Here is a 17,314-nt window from a genome sequence, read left to right as displayed (position 1 = left end):
GCTACGCGACGTCGATCGGGGTGGCGCCGGTCAGCGCCAGCAGCTCGTCGTACGACGTCGCGAAGACGGCCGCCGGGTGGCCGGCGGCCGCCCAGAGCACGTCGTACCGCTGCAGCCATCGGTCGAGGTAGGTCGGCACCGGCGCCGGGTGCGCGATGGGCGAGACACCGCCGATGACCTGGCCGGTGTGCTGGCGCACGAACTCGGGGGAGGCGCGGCGCAGGGGGCCGCGGTCGATGACGGCACCTGCGTGGGTGGTGTCGACGCGGTGGTCGCCGGAGGTGAGGATCAGCACGGGGGATCCGTCGGCATCGAAGAGCAGACTGTTCGCGATCGCACCGACAGCGCAGCCCAGCGCCTCGGCAGCCAGTGCAGCGGTGTGGACGGAGTCAGGCAGAATGACGATCTCGCCCGCTCCTCCGCGGCGCTGGTGCTCCGCGCGGAAGAGGGTGATCGAGGGATGGTCGGCTGACATGGGGGAGACCCTATCGATGCCCACCGCCCACCATGTCGATGCAGGAGGAACGATGACCAAGCGACCACCGGCGGTCGAACTGGCCTGCTGGCTGCTGTGGTTCCTGGTGGCGGCCGGACTGCTGGTGTGCGTCATGGTGGTGGTCCAGCGCGACGACCTCGGCGCCGTCTGGTCGCCGATGCAGGTGGGCGACAGCACGGTCCAGCCTGTCGAGTTCGTGCCCGTGATCCTGGTCCTGTACGGCGTCACCGCCGTCCTCGCCGCGACCCTGATCGCGCTGTTCCGCACGGGACACAACTGGGCCCGTCACTCCCTGGCCGCGATCGTCGTCGGGATCTTCCTGGTGGCCGTGGCGACGGTGCGCACGGATCCGCCGACGCTGGTCGACGGCATGGCGATCGGGGCGGCCGTCCTGAGCGCGGTCACGTTGGTCTTCATCTGGCACCCGCAGAGCCGCGGTTTCGTCCAGCACATCGCCGCCCGCGAGTCTTGACGTCCTGTCGGACCCGGGGTGTACCTTCGAACCGTTCGAACATCTGTTCGAACGAACTCGAAGGAGATGGCCCGTGGTCCACTCGCAGATCGCCCCGCAGCACGACTCGTCGCTCCCGGTCGGCCCGCACACCCTGCCGGCGACCACCCACAACTACCTGCTCCGTTCCGCGCAGTCGCTGAGTGAGGCGCTCGGGGCCGGTGACGTCGCGACGCGCTACGCCTGCGCCCACGTCGCCGCGCTGCGGGCTGCTGCGGCGCTGCTCTCGGCGCGGGCGCGCCCCACGGCTCCCCGACGTCGCCCGCAGAAGAACGCCTGGGTGCTGCTCGCCGAGGTCGCGCCCGAGCTGGGTGAGTGGGCCACCTTCTTCGCGGCCGGGGCGGCCAAGCGGGCCGCCGCTGAGGCGGGTTCGAGCCGCGCGGTGACCGAGCGGGAGGCCGACGACCTCGTGCGCGACGCGGACCGCTTCCTCGCGTTGGTCGAGCAGTCGCTCGGACTGACCCCCCATGCGACGCTCGGTGAGCGGATCGCCGGCCGCGCCGCAGGGTGAGGGCCACGCCGGGCCACTGCGCGGGGTCGCCTCCACTAGGGTTGCGGCCATGGCCACCTCTCGTGAGCAGCGCGGTTCCGTGCGGACCGCCGTCGTCTGGGACGCGCTCGAGGCGGCCCTCGAGGGACGCACCCTCGACGTGGTCGACATCGGCGGCGGCACCGGCGGCTTCGCCGTACGGCTGGCGGAGTCCGGTCACCGGGTCCGGGTCGTCGATCCCAGCCCCGACGCGCTCGCGTCCCTGTCCCGCCGTGCCCGCGAGGCCGACCTCGAGGTCGTCGGCCTCCAGGGCGACGTCACCGACCTGGTCGAGGTCGTCGGCGCCGGCAGTGCCGACGTCGTCCTGTGCCACGGCGTGCTCGAGGTCGTCGACCCCGTCCTCGCCCTGGTCAACATCCGCCAGGTGCTGCGTCCCGACGGCCTGCTCAGCCTGGTGGTCGGGCAGCGTCACGCGGCGGTGCTGGCCCGCGCGATGGCCGGACACTTCCAGCAGGCCCGCAACCTCCTCGACGGCCGGCAGCCGGTCGATGCCCGCACGGGCCGCCGGTTCACGGCCGCCGAGCTCGAGGCCCTCCTCGCCGCGGCCGGTTTCACCACGTCCGCCGTCCACGCCGTTCGTGTCTTCACCGACCTGGTGCCCTCGGCGCTGGTCGACCTCGAGCCGGGTGCCGCCGCGGCCCTGGTCGAGCTCGAACGGGCCGTGGCCGACCGGCCCGAGTACCTCCCGCTCGCCACTCAGGTGCACCTGCTCGCTTCGCGCTGACCTCCCCGCGCCGGCACCGGTCCGGTGAGCGGCGAGCTCGCGTGCCCGATCCTGCACGTGGACATGGACGCGTTCTACGCGGCCGTGATGATCCGCGACCGCCCCGAGCTCCAGGACGTGCCGGTGGTGGTCGGTGGTGGCCACCGTGGTGTGGTGCTGTCCGCCAACTACCCCGCCCGGCGCTTCGGCGTCCGCTCCGGCATGTCGGGCACCGAGGCCCGGCGACTGTGCCCGGACGCCCTGACCATGCCGCCCGACTTCGCCGTGTTGACGCCCGTCTCGCGAGCGATCATGGAGACCTTCCGCTCCTTCACCCCCGCTGTCGAGGTCACCTCGCTCGACGAGGCGTTCCTCGACGTCAGGGGAGCGGTGCGGCTGTTCGGTTCGCCCGAGGCGATCGCCGAGCGGATCAGGTCGAGGATCCGGGCCGAGCACGGCATCACCTGCTCGGTCGGGATCGCCGCCACGATCTCGGTGGCCAAGCTCGCCAGCCGCCGGGCCAAGCCCGACGGCGTACGAACCATCGCCCCCGACCACTTCGTCGCCGAGGTGCACCCCCTGGACGTGGGCGTCCTGTACGGCGTCGGCGAGGCCACCCGGCAACGCCTGCACCGCCTCGGCCTGCAGACCGTCGGCGACGTCGCGGCCTTTCCCGTCGACCAGCTGCGCCAGATGCTCGGCGGGCACCTCGGCACCCACCTCCACGCGCTCGTCTGGGGCACCGATCGCAGTGACCTGCGCCCCGGTGGCGCCGGGGTGTTCGGCTTCGGCGAGGGCGAGCCCGAGGGGAGCATGGGCGCCCAGCACACCCTGGCCGTCGACCTCTCCGACCGGTCCCGGCTGCACCGCGAGCTGCTGCAGCTCGCCTCGCGCGTCGCCGCCCGCGTCCGCAGCGCGGGGCGAGTCGGCCGCACGGTGGCGATCACCGTGCGGTTCAGCGACTTCGTCACCCTCAACCGGTCGCGGACCCTGCCGGAGCCGACCGACGTGACCCAGGAGATCTACGACGTGGCCGTCGCCCTGTTCGACCAGCTGCTCGACGACCTCCTCCCGCGACGCCCTTCCATCCGACTCGTCGGCGTGCGCGTCGAGGGCCTGCGCGCGGTGCGCGACGGCGACAGTCGCCAGCTCGCACTCGGTGAACGCGACCCCGGCTGGCCCGACGCCGACCGGGCCGTCGACCGGGCATCGAGCCGGTTCGGTTCCTCCGCAGTCCGCCGCGCCAGTCTGCTGCAGCAGGCGTCACGAAGCGCCGCCCGGTAGCCGTTCGGACACAAATTCGGGGGACCGCTACCCCCTTGACCATTGCCTGCCTACACTTGGACCAGTAGCCAGCAATGTGTCGGAGGAACGGTGCCACTCTCAGAAGAGGAGCTTCGCCTGCTCGAGCAGATGGAGCGCGCCCTCAGCGAGGAGGACCCGAAGTTCGCCTCGACATTGCGGGGCACCACCTTGCGTCAGGCAGCCCGTCGCCGTGCCATCCTGGGCGGCGTCGTCTTCGCCGTCGGTGTCGCGGTGATGATGGGCGGAGCCGTCAGCGGCTACTGGCCGGTCGGCGTCGTCGGCTTCGTGGTGATGCTCGGCTCCGCGACCATGCTGCTCTCTGCCCTGCGCGGACAGCGCGGCGCACCCGACCCCCACATCTCCGCCCACCCCTCCGGCTTCGGCATCGTCGACGGCGGCCGTAGCCGTCGCTCCTCGGGCAACCGCGGTGGCGGCTCCTCCGGCGGCTTCATGGGCACCATGCAGGCACGCTGGCGTCGTCGCAAGGAACGCGGCCTGTAGGTCGGCACGACTCCTGCCGTGGCGCCGAGCCGCGGTCGGCTCGGGTGCGAGGTCAGTTGTTCTGCGTCCGCCGCCAGACCGAGCGCGGGATCCACTGTGCACGGCGCCGTACCCGCGGCGTCACCCCGGCGCGCAGCGAGGCGTCGACGAGCTCGGCGTCGTCCTCGACCCTCGTGCGCTCGAGGGTCACGACCGAGCCGGGGCGGGCGTAGCGGGTCCGTTCGACGGCGATGACCAGGCGCTCCAGGGCGGCCGTTGCCTCGGGGCAGGCGTCGGGGCCGGTGCGGGGGCGCTCCAGGGGTTCCTCGTCGGGATCGGCGAGGTGGTCGAGCAGGAAGACGCCGATCTCACGCGGTGAGCGGCCGTCCGGCCAGGCGATGCCGAGGTCGATCGAGGTCGCGCGCAACTCCGACCACAACTCGTCCGGTCCGCCGTCGAGCCGCTGGCGTCGGGTCCGGCTCCGCACGGAGCGAGGGCCTGCGAGGAGGAGGACGACCAGGAGCAGGATGACCAGCACCCCGCTGCCGATCGCGAGGGTCCGGCCCGTCGAGGAGGCGCCCTCGCCCTGGTCGCCGGAGCCTTCGCCGGGCTGCTCGGTCGGTCGGGAGGGGACCGGGTTGGGGGCGACGGTCGCCGTACCGCTGGCTGAGGGTGCCCGGCTCGTCGGTGCGCCCGGGTCATCGGGGCCGATGCCGCCGACGGGGACGTTGGAGTAGTTCGGAACCGACTCGACCCGTCCGGACGGGGTCGGCTCGAAGCGGACCCAGCCGGCGCCCGCGAAGTAGAGCTCGGGCCACGCGTGCAGGTCGTGGCTGCTGTACTCGTAGCGGCCGTCCCCGATCGCGGTGGGCTCGAGGAAGCCGACCGCGACGCGAGCGGGGATCCCCAGGATCCGCGCCATCACCGCCATCGCCGAGGCGTACTGCTCGCAGTAGCCGACGCGGCCGTCCTCGGAGAGGAAGGCCTCGAGGGTGCCGTTGCCGGTGCCGTTGGGAGCCTTGCGCAGGTCGTAGCGGAAGCCGCCGTCCTGGCGGAACCAGCGCTGGAGCATCAGCGCGCGTTCGTAGTCGTTGGTCGCCGGACCGGTGACGCTGCGGGCGAGGTCGCGAACCAGGTCGGGCACGCCTCCGGGGAGGTCGAGCACGTCGTCGGAGACGGTGCCGGCGGCGGCGTCGCGGAAGTGCTGTCCGTCCGTGCCGTAGTCCGGCTCGATGGCGGTCATCGAGTAGGCCATGCCACGGGTGTCGAGGTCGTCGTCGGCGGCGAGGAAGTCCATGGAGGCCGGGTCGAAGCGCCAGTCGCCGTCGGCACGCAGGGCCGAGGCGGGGAACTGGGTGGGCAGCCAGGTGGAGTCGAAGTCGTCGTTGATCCGCACCTCGTAGTCGTACTCGGAGCGGGGCACCGAGTCGCTGAGGCCGAGCGGCGGGGGGAGCGCGCCGCTGGCGGTGTCGTCGCGGGCGACGTCGCGGTCGCCGCTGCTCCACTCCTGTCCGGTGAACCGGTTGAGCACCGAGATGCGGAGGTACGACGGCGCCGGGTCGTCGGTCGTCACGGTGATCAGCGGCACGTCCTCTCCGCGCTCGAGGTCACGGCGCATGTCGGCGATCGGCTTGCGGATGCGGATGTCGTCGCCGCCGCCGCTGTTGCCGAGGTTGAGCAGGTCGATCCCGATGACGGGGATGAAGGTGGGCAGGACCAGCGCCAGTGCGGTGGCGGTGATGCCGATCCGGGCGGCGCCGGCGCGGGCGGCCTCGCGCACGGGGTTGGTGTGCCCCCAGGGGGAGTCGTCCTCGGGGCCGAGCGCGCGACCCCAGCGTTGCAGCTGGTCGCGGGCGTCGAGGTGGAGGAGCACGAGGAAGCCGGCGGCCGCGACGACGAAGGATCCCCAGCCGGGGCCGTCGTCGAGCAGGCCGCTGGGGACGGAGTAGATCGCGAGCAGGGCCAGGCCGGCGCCCGGTACCCGGCGCAGGGTGCAGGCGAGGGCGTCGACGAGGACGGCGAAGACGGCGCCGCACACGACGAGGAGTGGCCACACGGGTGGGACCCGGGCACTGATGGGTGCGGTGTAGGTGCGCGCGCTGTCGACGGCGGTCGACAACGCCTGGCCGATGTCGCCGCTCGGGATGAACGAGCCGGTGATCTGCTGCGACACGACCGCCGTCGCCGCGGCGGCCTGGGTGAGGACGACCAGCCAGCTCGGCAACCCCCGCCAGCGCAGGAGTGCGCCGAGCGTGGCGACGACGACAGCCACGACGGCGACCCGGCCGAGATAGCTCGTCGGCTCGGTCACGAAGCCCTGCCAGGCGGTGAGCGCCACCCAGGTGGTGGCGGCGGCGACGAGGCCGACGGACAGGGTGGCCGGGAAGGAGGTACGTGCGCTCATGAGCGCATCCCGCCTCTCGAGGGGGCGCGACCGAGATCGCGCCAGGCGGAGTCGAGCCGGTCGCGCGGCCCGACGCCGGTGGCTCGCCATCCGGCGGCGTGGAGGGGGGAGGCGGCGGCACTGGGGCCGGCGCTGCGGCGGGTGGCCGACCACTGCTCGACGTCGAGGACGACGGCCAGTGCCGCGCCGGCGTCGTGGCGGATCCGGCGCAACGGCTTCTCGTCGCCGGGGACGATGGCGCCGAGGACGGCGACGACCACCCCGCCGCGGGCCTGGTCGCCGGACCAGCTGGTGTCGAGGGCCGGTCGCTGCGACAGCGTGAGCATCGCCAGGTGGCGCAGGGCGTGCTCCGCGCCGTCGGCGGCGGCGCCGTCGGCGGTGGCGAGCTGGACGGCGTACCCGTGCTGCTCGAGGTGGACCACGACGGAGGCGGCGGTGACCACGGCGGACTCCAGGCTCGACGCCGGGCCCTGGCCGCGGTGGACGTGGCCGCGGTTGTCGACGATGACGGTCGCGTGGGCCTCCCAGGGCTGTTCCTCGCGCCGCACCATCAGCTCTCCGGTGCGTGCCGAGCTGCGCCAGTGGACGCGGCGGAGGTCGTCGCCGCGGCGGTACTCGCGCACGCTGACGTCCTCCGAGGATCCCGAGGCGAAGGCCTGGGGGCGGTGCTCGCCGGCTCCCTGCCAGCCACCCGAGAGCGGGATCGCAGGGAGCGGCAGCACGCGGGGTGTCACCACGACCTCGGCAGTCCCGCCGACCAGGCGCCGGCGCTCGACCAGGCCGAACGGATCGGTGATGCGTACGGCGAGCGGGCCGATGACGTACTGCCCGCGCAGGTCGGAGCGCACGGGATAGGTCACGGTCCGTTCCCAGCGCTGGCCCAGGCCCTGGAGCACGAACCGGGGGCGGCTGCCCAGGGCGTAGGGGAGTGTCTCCTCGATGAGCAGGGCGCCGTCGGCCCGCCTGCGGTCGCTGGACACCGCGAGGTCGATGCGCGCGGACTCGCCGGCGCGCAGCAGGCGCGGCCACACCGTCCGGGTCACCGAGGGGTCGTGGCGGCGGCGGCTGACCACGACCGCGGCGACCAGGGGGAGGGTCAGGACCAGGACCCCGACCCGGGTCAGTGCGGGTTGCCCGAAGATCACGGCACAGATCACGGCGGTGAGACCGGCCGCGATGAACGCGCGACCACGCAAGGTCAGCGAGGACAGGGCCGATCGGATCATCGCTGGACCGCCGTGGCTCAGGGAGTCGTGTCGGGGACGGGGACCTGGGCCGCGATGCCCTGGAGGATCGAGGCTGCGTCCCGGCCACCGACGGCTGCCTCGGCGCTCGCGAGCAGACGGTGTGCGAGCACCGGCTGCAGGAGGGCGCGCAGGTCGTCGGGCAGGACGTAGTCGCGGCGGTGCAGGGCGGCGCGGGCCTTGGCGGCGCGGACCAGGTGCAGGGTGGCGCGTGGGGAGGCGCCGAGGATCAGCTCGGGGCTGTTGCGGGTGGCCGCGGTCAGCGCCACGGCGTACCTCTGCACGGCATCGGACATGTGGACCTGGGCCACGATGCTGCACAGCTTGCGGATCTCGGCGCTGTTGGTCACCGGCTCGAGGTCGTCCAGCGGGTTGGTCGTGCCGTGGTTGGACAGCATCGCGATCTCCGCTGCGGGCACGGGGTAGCCGATCGACACCCGGGCGAGGAATCGGTCCCGCTGCGCCTCGGGGAGCGGGTAGGTGCCCTCCATCTCGACGGGGTTCTGGGTCGCGATGACCATGAACGGCGTCTCGAGCTGGTAGGTCACGTTGTCGACGGTCACCTGGCGCTCGGCCATGCACTCGAGCAGCGCGGACTGGGTCTTGGGTGAGGCCCGGTTGATCTCGTCGCCGATCACGATGTTGGCGAAGACGCCGCCGGGGCGGAACTCGAAGGTCCGCGTCGACTGGTCGAAGACCGAGACCCCCGTGATGTCGGAGGGCAGCAGGTCCGGGGTGAACTGGACGCGGCGCACGGTCGAGTCGATGCTGCGGGCGAGCGCCTTGGCGAGCATCGTCTTGCCGACGCCCGGGACGTCCTCGATCAACAGGTGGCCCTCGGCGAGCAGGACGACGACCGCCGCGCTGATCACCTCGCCCTTGCCCTCGATGACCTTCTCGACGTTGGACCGGATGAGTCCGGCGACCCGGGCAACGGTGTCGACGTCGGCGCCCGTGGACGGCGGGCTGGACGGCGGGCTGGTCGGCAGGCCCGATGGCGGGCTGGTCGGCGCTTCCACGTGTTCTCCCTCGTCGTGCTGGCCCGTGATCGGGGTGGCACAACCCTACGGCGCCGGTGGCTGGGATCCAGCCGTTCGGTGCCTGCTCCCTCCCCGATGCGCCCCGGCTCTCCACGATTCCCCACTTTTCCCTCCACTTCGCTCCACCGCGGCGCGCAGGCCGCTGACCTGCGGTTTTGCCGCACCAAGGGCGCAACTCGCCCCGATCTGGGGGGCAGAGGTGGTTGACGGTGGAGGAAAGTGGGTTAGGGTGGGGGAAAGTGGAGGAAGACGGAGTCCGGTGGGACAGCTGGGGGTGGCCCGATGCTCTTCATGGGCACCTACACCCCGAAGCTCGACGAGAAGGGCCGTCTCTTCCTCCCGGCGAAGTTCAGGGATCGATTGGCGGAGGGCCTCGTGGTCACACAGGGACAGGACAAGTGCCTCGTCGTGTGGCCGAGCGATGTCTTCGCCGACGAGGCCGAGCGGGCATCCGCCCGGCCGATGACCAACCGCGCCGCCAGGCGCTACGCCCGGGTCCTCTTCGCCGGCGGCGACGAGAGCACCCCTGACAAGCAGGGCCGGATCGGTATCCCGGCCCACCTCCGGGACTACGCAGGCCTCGAGCGCGACGTCGTCGTGATCGGGGTCAGGGACCGGCTGGAGATCTGGAACCCGACCGCATGGCGCGAGTTCCAGGCCGAGGCGCTGGAGGAGTTCGCCGACCTCGACGAGGACGACGACTGATCCACCGGCCCGCCCGGCAGCACCACCACTGACAACACAACAGCGGATCCGCAGGACGAGGTCTCAGCCCGCTCCCGCTCCCGACACCCCGAGGTCACGACCTCCTGGCGCACTTCCCCGGCACCAGGCGCTCACCACGACCTCGGGGGTCACCCGGTCATCTGGGGCACTTCCCCGGCACCAGACGACACTCGAACACACGGGCACGGGAGCGGGCAGGGACCTGGCTCTGCGGATCCGAACGATTTCAGCAGTCCAGCAATTCCAGCCAGTTCCAGCCAGTTCCAATGAGTTCACGGGTCCACCGGACCAGGGTCGAAGGGTCGAAGCCATGAGCGTGATGCGGACGCACGCACCGGAGCTGTCCGGTGAGCGTTCCCCGCAGCCGCGGGTCCGGGAGCAGGCGCGCGACGCGCTGGCCCTGATGGCGTTCTCTGCCGCGGTCTCCGTGGCCTGCGTGGTCCTGCTGATCGTGACCCACCTCGCCTCCGGATCATCGGGGCGCTGAACCGATCATGCCGAGCCCCCGCCACGTCCCCGTCCTCCTCGACCGGGTCGTCGCCCTTCTGGCGCCCGCCCTCGACCGGCCCGGCGCAGTCCTGATCGACGCCACGCTCGGTCTCGGAGGCCACAGCGAGGCCGTCCTCGAGCGCTGCCCGCAGGCGAGCGTGATCGGTGTCGACCGCGACCAGCAGGCACTGGCGATGAGCCGCGAGCGGCTGGCGTCGTACGGCGACCGGTTCAGGGGCGTGCACGCGGTGTACGACGAGATCCCCGACGTGATGGAGGACCTCGGCCTCGATCACGTGTCCGCCGTGCTCTTCGACCTCGGCGTCTCCTCGATGCAGCTCGACCTGCCCGAGCGCGGCTTCGCCTACTCGGTCGATGCGCCGCTCGACATGCGCATGGACGGGAGCCGGGGGCCGACGGCCGCCGACGTCCTCAACACCTACAGCGCCGGCGACCTCGCCCGGGTCCTGCGTGACTACGGCGAGGAGAAGATGGCGAAGCGGATCGCGGACGCCGTCGTCCGGGAGCGCGCCAGCGAGCCCTTTGCGAGCTCGGGCCGTCTCGTGGCCCTGCTGTACGACGTCATCCCGGCGCCGGCGCGGCGAACCGGTGGCCACCCTGCCAAGCGGACCTTCCAGGCCCTGCGCATGGAGGTCAACGACGAGCTGGCGGTGCTGCGCCGCGCGATGCCGGCCGCGGTCGAGGCCATCGATGTCGGCGGCCGGGTCGTCGTCGAGTCGTACCACTCGCTCGAGGACCGCCTGGTCAAGCGCGTCTTCGCCGACGTCACCCGCTCCACCGTGCCGGACGACCTGCCCTTCCTGCCGGAGGGCTCGGAGCCGTCGTACCGGCTGGTCACCCGCGGTTCCGAGCAGGCCAACGAGGCGGAGACCGAGGAGAACCCCCGGGCTGCCTCCGTCCGGCTCCGCGCCGTCGAGCGCACCCGATCGATCAGTTCCACCAGTTCCGCCAGGGGCACGTCCAAGCGCACACACAAGGGCAAGGGAGCCACGTCGTGAGCAGCACCGCACCGCAGGTCCGTCGGTTGCCTGCCATCGCACCGCGTCTGGCCCAGGCCGCGCTCGAACGAGCGCGGTTCACGGTCGTTCCGCGCACCCGGCGCTCCCGAGCGCCGCGGGTTCCCTTCGTGACCTTCGTCAGCATCATCCTGCTCGCCGGGGTGGTCGGCCTCCTCCTGTTCAACACCTCGATGCAGCAGGCGTCCTTCCGGGCGACGGCTCTCGAGCAGCAGGCCACCGACCTCGGTGCCCAGCAGGAGGCACTGGAGATGGACATCCAGGCCCTGCGCGAGCCCGAGCGGGTCGCGCGGGCCGCGCAGGAGCTCAGGATGGTGATCCCGGCGAACCCGGCCGGGGTCCTGCACCTCGGCAGCGGCAAGATCAGCGGCCGTCCGACGCCGGCCTCGGCGTCCGACAGCATCCCGCTGCACCTGCCCGGGCCGCAGAAGCCGGCCGTGCTCCAGCGCCCGACCGTCAAGGTCAAGGTCGGTGCCGGGACCGACGGCGCGCCCGCCAGCAATCGGTGATCGTTCCGCCTAGGTTGGTGGAGCCCAGCAGCCCGGACCCCCGTCAGCGATCAGGACGAGAGCGTTGAGTCGACCCCATCCCCTCCGCACCCGCCGCCCCGGCTCACGACGCCGGGGGTCTCCGCAGCTGCGCATGCAGGTGGGACTGCTGCTGATCGCGATCGTCCTGTCGGTGTTCGCCGGACGGCTGATCCAGCTGCAGGGCATCGACCCGTCGTCGTACGCCGAGATGGCGGCCGCCGAGGGCTCGGAGATCGTGGTCCTGCCCGCCACCCGTGGCGAGATCCTCGACCGCAACGGTGAGGCGCTGGCCGAGACGGTCGACGGACGGATGATCATCGCGGACCCCGCGGTGACGTCGAAGGTGGCGCCCGAGCTGGCAGGGATCCTGTCCCAGCGCCTCGGCGTCGACTACATCGACACCCTGGAGCGGCTGCGCACCGAGGGCAGCCGGTTCCAGTACGTCGCCCGCCAGGTCCCGGCCAGCAAGGCCGAGAAGGTCGTGGCGGACGTCGCCGAGAAGTTCAAGGACAAGGACGGGCGACCGTTCGCGGGCCTGATGACCGAGCGCGACCCGTTGCGGATCTATCCCAACGACGACACCGCGGCCAACCTGATCGGGTTCCTCGGCACGCCCAAGGACGACGGCTCGGCGCAGGCCCTCGCCGGTCTCGAGGACTCCTTCAACACCTACCTGTCCGGCAAGGACGGCGAGGCCCGCTACGAGGTCGGTGCCGGCAACCAGATCCCGCTCGGTGACAACACCGTCACCCCGGCGGTGGACGGCCGCGTCCTGCGCACCACGATCGACCGGGACCTGCAGTTCTACACGCAGCGGGTGCTGCAGCAGACCGTCCAGCGCGCGGGGGGCAAGTCCGGCATCGCCGTGATCATGGACAGCCGCACGGGCCAGCTGCTCGCGCTGGCCGACTATCCGACCTACGACGTGTCGACGCCGTACGAGTTCTCCGACGAGCTGTACAAGTCCTCGGCACTGACCGACGTCTACGAGCCCGGCTCGGTGGAGAAGGTGCTCACCGTGAGCTCGCTGGTCGACGCGGGCCTGGCGTTCAAGGAGCAGAAGTTCCGCGTCCCCGGTCAGCTCAACCGCCAGGACCGCCCGATCGGCGACTACTGGGACCACGGCATGCTGCGCCTGACCCTCGCCGGCGTGCTGGCGAAGTCGTCCAATGTCGGCACGGTGCTCGCCGCGGACCAGTTCAAGCGGGGCCAGCTGCGCAAGTACCTCACCGCGTTCGGCCTGGGCCAGCGCACCGACATCGGCCTCGGCGGCGAGACCAAGGGACTGCTGCCGCAGGGCGCCGCCTGGACCTCGCAGGTCGGCGACCGCATCGCCTTCGGCCAGTCGCTCTCGGTCAACGCGATCCAGATGGTCAGCGCGGTCAACACCATCGCCAACGGCGGCGTGCGGATCGACCCCACCCTCATCCAGGGCAGCGCCACCACCGACGAGGGCAAGGCCATCGGCAGCGAGGTCGCCACCAGTCGTCGCGTCATCAGTGCCGACGCGGCGCGCGAGACGATGCTCATGATGGAGCGGGTGATCGACCCCGAGGCCGGCGTCGCTCCGGGCGCCGCGGTGCCCGGCTACCGCGTTGCCGGCAAGACCGGAACCGCGCAGCGGGTGGGCGAGGACGGCGGGTACGACGGCAGCACGACCGTGTCGTTCGCCGGCTTCGCTCCTGCCGACGACCCGCGGTTCACGATCTACGTGCTGGTGCACAGTCCGCGGGCAGGTGCCGGTGGCGGCAGCGTCGGCGGACCGGCGTTCTCCCGGCTGATGAGCTTCACCCTGCGGCGCTACGGCGTCCCGCCCACGGGCGCGAAGCCCAACCAGACACCGGTCGAGTGGTGACCCGGGCGTGGTGAGCGACACGACGCGCCCCGCCCACCCGCCGTCGACGCCCCTGGACGATGTCGCGGGCCTGATCGGTGCGGAGGGCTCCTTCCCCGGGGTGCAGGTGCTGGGGGCGACCCTCGACTCCCGCCGGGTGCAGCCCGGCGACCTCTACGCCGCGCTGCCCGGTGCCCGCGTGCACGGCGCGAGGTTCACCCAGCAGGCGGCCGACGCCGGTGCGGTGGCGGTGCTCACCGATCCCTCCGGGCACGCCGACGCGAGCGGGTCGGGCCTGCCCGTCCTGGTCGTCGAGGACCCGCGCAAGGTCCTCGGCACGGCCGCGGCCCTGGTCTACGGCCGTCCGGCCGAGGCCCTGCGCACGGTCGGCGTCACCGGGACCCAGGGCAAGACCACCGTGACCCGCCTCCTCGACGGGGGCCTGCTCGCGGCCGGGGTCCGCAGCGCTGCCATCGGCACGGTCGGCACCCGGATCGCCGGTGCAGAGGTCAAGACGTCACTGACGACGCCGGAGGCGCCGGACCTGCACGCCCTCTTCGCCCGGATGCGCGAGGTGGACGTCACGGCATGCGCCATGGAGGTCTCCAGCCACGCACTCGTCATGGGCCGGGTCGACGGTGTCCGCTTCGACGTCGCCGTCTTCACCAACCTGGGCCGCGACCACCTCGACTTCCATGCCGACCTGGAGGACTACTTCCGCGCCAAGGCGATGCTGTTCACACCGGAGCACGCCGCAGCGGGCCTGGTCTGCATCGACGACGAGCACGGGCGCCGACTCGTCACCGAGGCGAGGATCCCGGTCCGCACCTACGCGGTGTCCCGGCCCGCCGACTGGTCGGTGACCGACGTCGAGCTGGGTCCGGAGGGCTCACGCTTCACCGTGCACGGGCCCGACGGGGTCCGGGTCGCGGGCGCCGTACTCCTGCCGGGGGACTTCAACGTCGCCAACGCCCTCGCGGCGATCGCCTCGGCCGCCGAGGCGGGCTTCGACCCGCAGGCCGTCGCCGACGGGATCGCGGCCAGCGGAGGAGTGCCGGGCCGGCTGGAGCGGATCCCCACCGGCCGCGACCTGACCGTGGTCGTCGACTACGCCCACAAGCCCGACGCCGTCGAGGCGGTGCTGCGCACCCTGCGCCCGGTCACCCGCGGCCGGCTCGTCATCGTGCTCGGCGCGGGCGGCGACCGGGACCGCGGCAAGCGCCCGGTGATGGGCGAGATCGCCGCCCGGCTGGCCGACGTCGTGGTGGTCACCGACGACAACCCGCGCTCCGAGGACCCGGCCACGATCCGGGCCGAGGTCCTGGCGGGAGCGCTCGGCCCTGCCACGGTCGAGGAGATCGGGGACCGCCGGTCGGCGATCGATGCGGTGATCGGGCGTGCCCGGCCGGGTGATGTGATCGTGGTGGCAGGCAAGGGACACGAGACGGGACAGGAGGTCGCCGGCGTGGTGCATCCGTTCGACGACCGCGAGGTGGTGCGCGAGGTCCTGCGCGAGCACCCCGGGGACCGTCGATGATCCCGCTGCGGCTCTCCGAGATCGCAGCTGCCGTCGGTGGCGTGGTGCACGGCGAGGACGTCCTGGTCACCGGGCACGCCTACGTCGACAGCCGCCTTCCCGTGCCCGGTGGACTCTTCGTCGCGATCGTGGGGGAGCGCACCGACGGCCATGAGTACGCCGACGGGGCACATGCCGTGCTCGGGAGTCGTCCGACCGGCGCACCCACGGTCGTCGTGACCGACCCGGTCGTGGCACTCGGCACGCTGGCCCGACACGTGCTGGACCGGCTCGGTGCGACCGTCCTGGCGATGACCGGCTCGCAGGGCAAGACCGGAACGAAGGACTACCTCGCTGCGGTGCTGGGGGCGCTCACGCCCGGCGACACCGTCGTGGCGACCGCTGCCAACAACAACAACGAGCTCGGTGTGCCGCTCACCGTGCTGCGCGCCGGGACGGACACCACTCACCTGGTGGTCGAGATGGGTGCCCGCGGCGTCGGTCACATCGACTACCTCTGCTCCATCGCGCCCCCCGGGATCGCGGCGGTGCTCAACGTCGGCACTGCCCACGTCGGTGAGTTCGGTGGTCGCGACCAGATCGCGCGGGCCAAGGGCGAGATCGTCGAGTCGCTGCCGGCGGGCGGCGCGGCGGTGCTCAACGCCGACGACCCGCTCGTCGCCGCGATGGCGCCTCGCACCGGCGCGCGAGTGATCACCTTCGGCGAGGCCGGCGACGTGACCTGGCACTCGGTGCGCCTCGACGCCCTCGGACGGCCCGCCTTCGTGCTGGAGCACGACGGCGCCTCCAGCGAGGTCCAGCTCCTCCAGTCCGGAGCCCATCAGGTCCAGAACGCCGCGGCCGCCGCCGCGATGGCCATCGCCGCGGGCTTCTCCCTGCCCGAGGTGGCGTCGGCGCTCGCGGGCGCCGCGTCGGCCTCGCGGTGGCGCATGGAGCTCGCCGAACGCGCCGACGGGCTCGTCGTGATCAACGACACCTACAACGCCAACCCCGACTCGATGAGGGCCGCTCTCGAGGCGCTCCGTTCGATCGGGACGAGCGGCTCGCGTCGTACCCTCGCCGTCCTGGGGGAGATGAAGGAGCTCGGTTCCGAGCACGATGCCGGTCACCGCGCCGTCGGCGCTGAGGCCGCCCGGATGGCTGTCGACGTCCTCGTGGTCGTCGGTGAGGCTGCCCGCGGGATCGCCGAGGGTGCCGGTTCCGGGGTCGGTGAGGTGATCGTCACGGCGGGGCGGGAGGAAGCCGCGGCCTGGGTGCGGCAGAATGCCGGACCGGAGGACGTCGTCCTCGTCAAGGCGTCGCGGGGCGTCGCCTTGGAATGGGTGGTGGACCAGTTGCTGGAGGAGACGACGCCGTGAGAGCGATCCTGCTCGGTGGGGGCATCGCGCTGCTGATCTCGCTGCTCGGCACCCGCGTGGTCATCAACCTGTTCACGCAGTGGGGCTACGGCCAGGAGATCCGCGACGACGGACCCACGAGCCACCACACCAAGCGCGGCACGCCGACGATGGGCGGCGTGGTGATCATCCTCGCCGCGGTCATCGGCTACTTCGCCGCGAAGCTGATCACGCTCACCACGCCGAGCGCCTCGGCGCTGCTCCTGCTGTTCCTCTTCGTCGGGATGGGCCTGGTCGGGTTCCTCGACGACTTCATCAAGATCTCCAAGCAACGCAGCCTCGGCCTGCGGAGCAAGGCCAAGATGGCGGGGCAGACGATCATCGCCCTCGTCTTCGGCTGGCTGGCGCTCTCGCCGTGGCTCGAGGACGAGAACGGTCGTACGCCGGCGAGCGAGAAGGTCTCGTTCCTCCGTGAGCTCGACTGGTTCGTGCTGCCCACGATCCTCGCGCTGCTGCTGATCTGGCTCTTCGTGGCCGGTTTCAGCAACGCCGTCAACCTGACCGACGGACTCGACGGGCTGGCCGCCGGCGCGTCGGTGATGGTCTTCGGTGCCTACACGCTGGTGAACATCTGGCAGAACAACCAGTTCTGCCAGGACGAGCCGAGCGCCACCTGTTACAACGTCCGCGACCCGCTCGACCTGGCCATCATCGGTGCCGCGATCACCGGAGCCTGCTTCGGCTTCCTGTGGTGGAACGCGTCCCCGGCCAAGATCTTCATGGGCGACACCGGCTCGCTCGCGCTCGGCAGCGCGCTGGCCGGCTTCGCGATCCTGACCCGCACCGAGCTGCTGCTCGTCATCCTCGGCGGCCTGTTCGTCCTCGAGACGGTCTCGGTGATGATGCAGGTCGGCTTCTTCAAGCTCACCAAGGGCAAGCGGATCTTCCGGATGGCCCCCATCCACCACCACTTCGAGATGCTCGGATGGGAACAGGTCACCGTGGTCATCCGGTTCTGGATCATCACCGGTCTCTTCGTCGCGACCGGTCTCGGCGTGTTCTACGCGGAGTGGGTCTCGAGGCTGTGAGGA

General features: G+C 72.0%; 17 protein-coding genes. 13 read left to right on the top strand and 4 right to left on the bottom strand.

The genetic code is table 11. The features are described 5' to 3' along the window. Nucleotide 1: 1 nt before the first annotated feature. The gene (locus ASE01_RS14075) at nt 2-475 is read right to left on the bottom strand and encodes a YbaK/EbsC family protein (protein WP_056753037.1); all 474 of its coding nucleotides are present in this window, start codon (nt 473-475) and stop codon (nt 2-4) included. A gap of 52 nt (nt 476-527) precedes the next feature. Between ASE01_RS14075 and ASE01_RS14070 the strand changes: the two genes are divergently transcribed. The 5 genes from ASE01_RS14070 to ASE01_RS14050 all read left to right on the top strand — a co-directional run bounded on the left by ASE01_RS14070 (nt 528) and on the right by ASE01_RS14050 (nt 4,066). Then, nucleotides 528-968 carry a hypothetical protein gene (locus ASE01_RS14070; RefSeq protein WP_056753034.1) on the top strand — a complete coding sequence of 147 codons (441 nt, stop codon included), beginning with the start codon at nt 528-530 and terminating at the stop codon, nt 966-968. Between the two features lie 73 nt (nt 969-1,041). After that, nucleotides 1,042-1,518 (top strand): SAV_6107 family HEPN domain-containing protein, encoded by a 477-nt coding sequence (locus ASE01_RS14065; protein WP_235536014.1) that lies wholly within the window; start codon nt 1,042-1,044, stop codon nt 1,516-1,518. A 49-nt stretch (nt 1,519-1,567) separates the two neighbouring features. Beyond that, complete coding sequence (locus tag ASE01_RS14060) at nt 1,568-2,281, top strand: class I SAM-dependent methyltransferase (RefSeq protein ID WP_056753031.1); 714 nt, start codon at nt 1,568-1,570, stop codon at nt 2,279-2,281. A 24-nt stretch (nt 2,282-2,305) separates the two neighbouring features. Beyond that, the gene (gene dinB, locus ASE01_RS14055; protein ID WP_235536012.1) at nt 2,306-3,544 is read left to right on the top strand and encodes a DNA polymerase IV; all 1,239 of its coding nucleotides are present in this window, start codon (nt 2,306-2,308) and stop codon (nt 3,542-3,544) included. 90 nt (nt 3,545-3,634) lie between these two features. Beyond that, nucleotides 3,635-4,066, top strand: a complete 432-nt coding sequence (locus tag ASE01_RS14050) for a DUF3040 domain-containing protein (RefSeq protein WP_056753027.1) — start codon at nt 3,635-3,637, stop codon at nt 4,064-4,066. Nucleotides 4,067-4,118: 52 nt separating this feature from the next. On the opposite strand, the gene ASE01_RS14045 is transcribed toward ASE01_RS14050, so the two are convergent. The 3 genes from ASE01_RS14045 to ASE01_RS14035 are packed head-to-tail and all read right to left on the bottom strand — an operon-like array spanning nt 4,119 to nt 8,712. After that, nucleotides 4,119-6,449, bottom strand: a complete 2,331-nt coding sequence (locus ASE01_RS14045) for a transglutaminaseTgpA domain-containing protein (protein ID WP_056753024.1) — start codon at nt 6,447-6,449, stop codon at nt 4,119-4,121. Continuing rightward, nucleotides 6,446-7,675 (bottom strand): DUF58 domain-containing protein, encoded by a 1,230-nt coding sequence (locus ASE01_RS14040; RefSeq protein ID WP_235536004.1) that lies wholly within the window; start codon nt 7,673-7,675, stop codon nt 6,446-6,448. Before ASE01_RS14040 ends, ASE01_RS14045 begins: the two co-directional genes overlap by 4 nt. A gap of 17 nt (nt 7,676-7,692) precedes the next feature. Further along, complete coding sequence (locus ASE01_RS14035; RefSeq protein WP_056753019.1) at nt 7,693-8,712, bottom strand: AAA family ATPase; 1,020 nt, start codon at nt 8,710-8,712, stop codon at nt 7,693-7,695. 303 nt (nt 8,713-9,015) lie between these two features. On the opposite strand from ASE01_RS14035, the gene mraZ reads away from it, so the two are divergent. From mraZ to mraY, 8 genes are all read left to right on the top strand, one after another. Beyond that, entirely contained in the window at nt 9,016-9,438 is a 423-nt protein-coding gene (gene mraZ / locus ASE01_RS14030; protein ID WP_056753015.1) for a division/cell wall cluster transcriptional repressor MraZ, read from the top strand. 331 nt (nt 9,439-9,769) lie between these two features. Further along, nucleotides 9,770-9,946 carry a hypothetical protein gene (locus ASE01_RS24435; protein ID WP_157537353.1) on the top strand — a complete coding sequence of 59 codons (177 nt, stop codon included), beginning with the start codon at nt 9,770-9,772 and terminating at the stop codon, nt 9,944-9,946. 7 nt (nt 9,947-9,953) lie between these two features. Then, nucleotides 9,954-10,967 carry a 16S rRNA (cytosine(1402)-N(4))-methyltransferase RsmH gene (gene rsmH / locus ASE01_RS14025; RefSeq protein ID WP_056753012.1) on the top strand — a complete coding sequence of 338 codons (1,014 nt, stop codon included), beginning with the start codon at nt 9,954-9,956 and terminating at the stop codon, nt 10,965-10,967. Beyond that, nucleotides 10,964-11,494 (top strand): hypothetical protein, encoded by a 531-nt coding sequence (locus ASE01_RS14020; protein WP_056753009.1) that lies wholly within the window; start codon nt 10,964-10,966, stop codon nt 11,492-11,494. The genes rsmH and ASE01_RS14020 overlap by 4 nt, the downstream gene beginning before the upstream one ends. A 133-nt stretch (nt 11,495-11,627) precedes the next feature. Next, nucleotides 11,628-13,370 carry a peptidoglycan D,D-transpeptidase FtsI family protein gene (locus ASE01_RS14015; RefSeq protein ID WP_056753005.1) on the top strand — a complete coding sequence of 581 codons (1,743 nt, stop codon included), beginning with the start codon at nt 11,628-11,630 and terminating at the stop codon, nt 13,368-13,370. Nucleotides 13,371-13,377: 7 nt separating this feature from the next. Further along, nucleotides 13,378-14,886 carry a UDP-N-acetylmuramoyl-L-alanyl-D-glutamate--2,6-diaminopimelate ligase gene (locus ASE01_RS14010; RefSeq protein ID WP_056753000.1) on the top strand — a complete coding sequence of 503 codons (1,509 nt, stop codon included), beginning with the start codon at nt 13,378-13,380 and terminating at the stop codon, nt 14,884-14,886. Further along, the gene (locus ASE01_RS14005; protein ID WP_056752996.1) at nt 14,883-16,244 is read left to right on the top strand and encodes a UDP-N-acetylmuramoyl-tripeptide--D-alanyl-D-alanine ligase; all 1,362 of its coding nucleotides are present in this window, start codon (nt 14,883-14,885) and stop codon (nt 16,242-16,244) included. The genes ASE01_RS14010 and ASE01_RS14005 overlap by 4 nt, the downstream gene beginning before the upstream one ends. Then, nucleotides 16,241-17,311: a phospho-N-acetylmuramoyl-pentapeptide-transferase gene (gene mraY, locus ASE01_RS14000; protein ID WP_056752992.1), complete on the top strand. Its 1,071-nt coding sequence runs from the start codon at nt 16,241-16,243 to the stop codon at nt 17,309-17,311. The genes ASE01_RS14005 and mraY overlap by 4 nt, the downstream gene beginning before the upstream one ends. The last annotated feature ends 3 nt before the right edge of the window (nt 17,312-17,314 follow it).

The organism is Nocardioides sp. Root190 (assembly GCF_001428565.1).
Lineage (GTDB): Bacteria > Actinomycetota > Actinomycetes > Propionibacteriales > Nocardioidaceae > Nocardioides.
The sequence above is the reverse complement of the archived record's forward strand: the minus strand, read 5'-3'. Positions and strand labels throughout refer to the sequence as shown.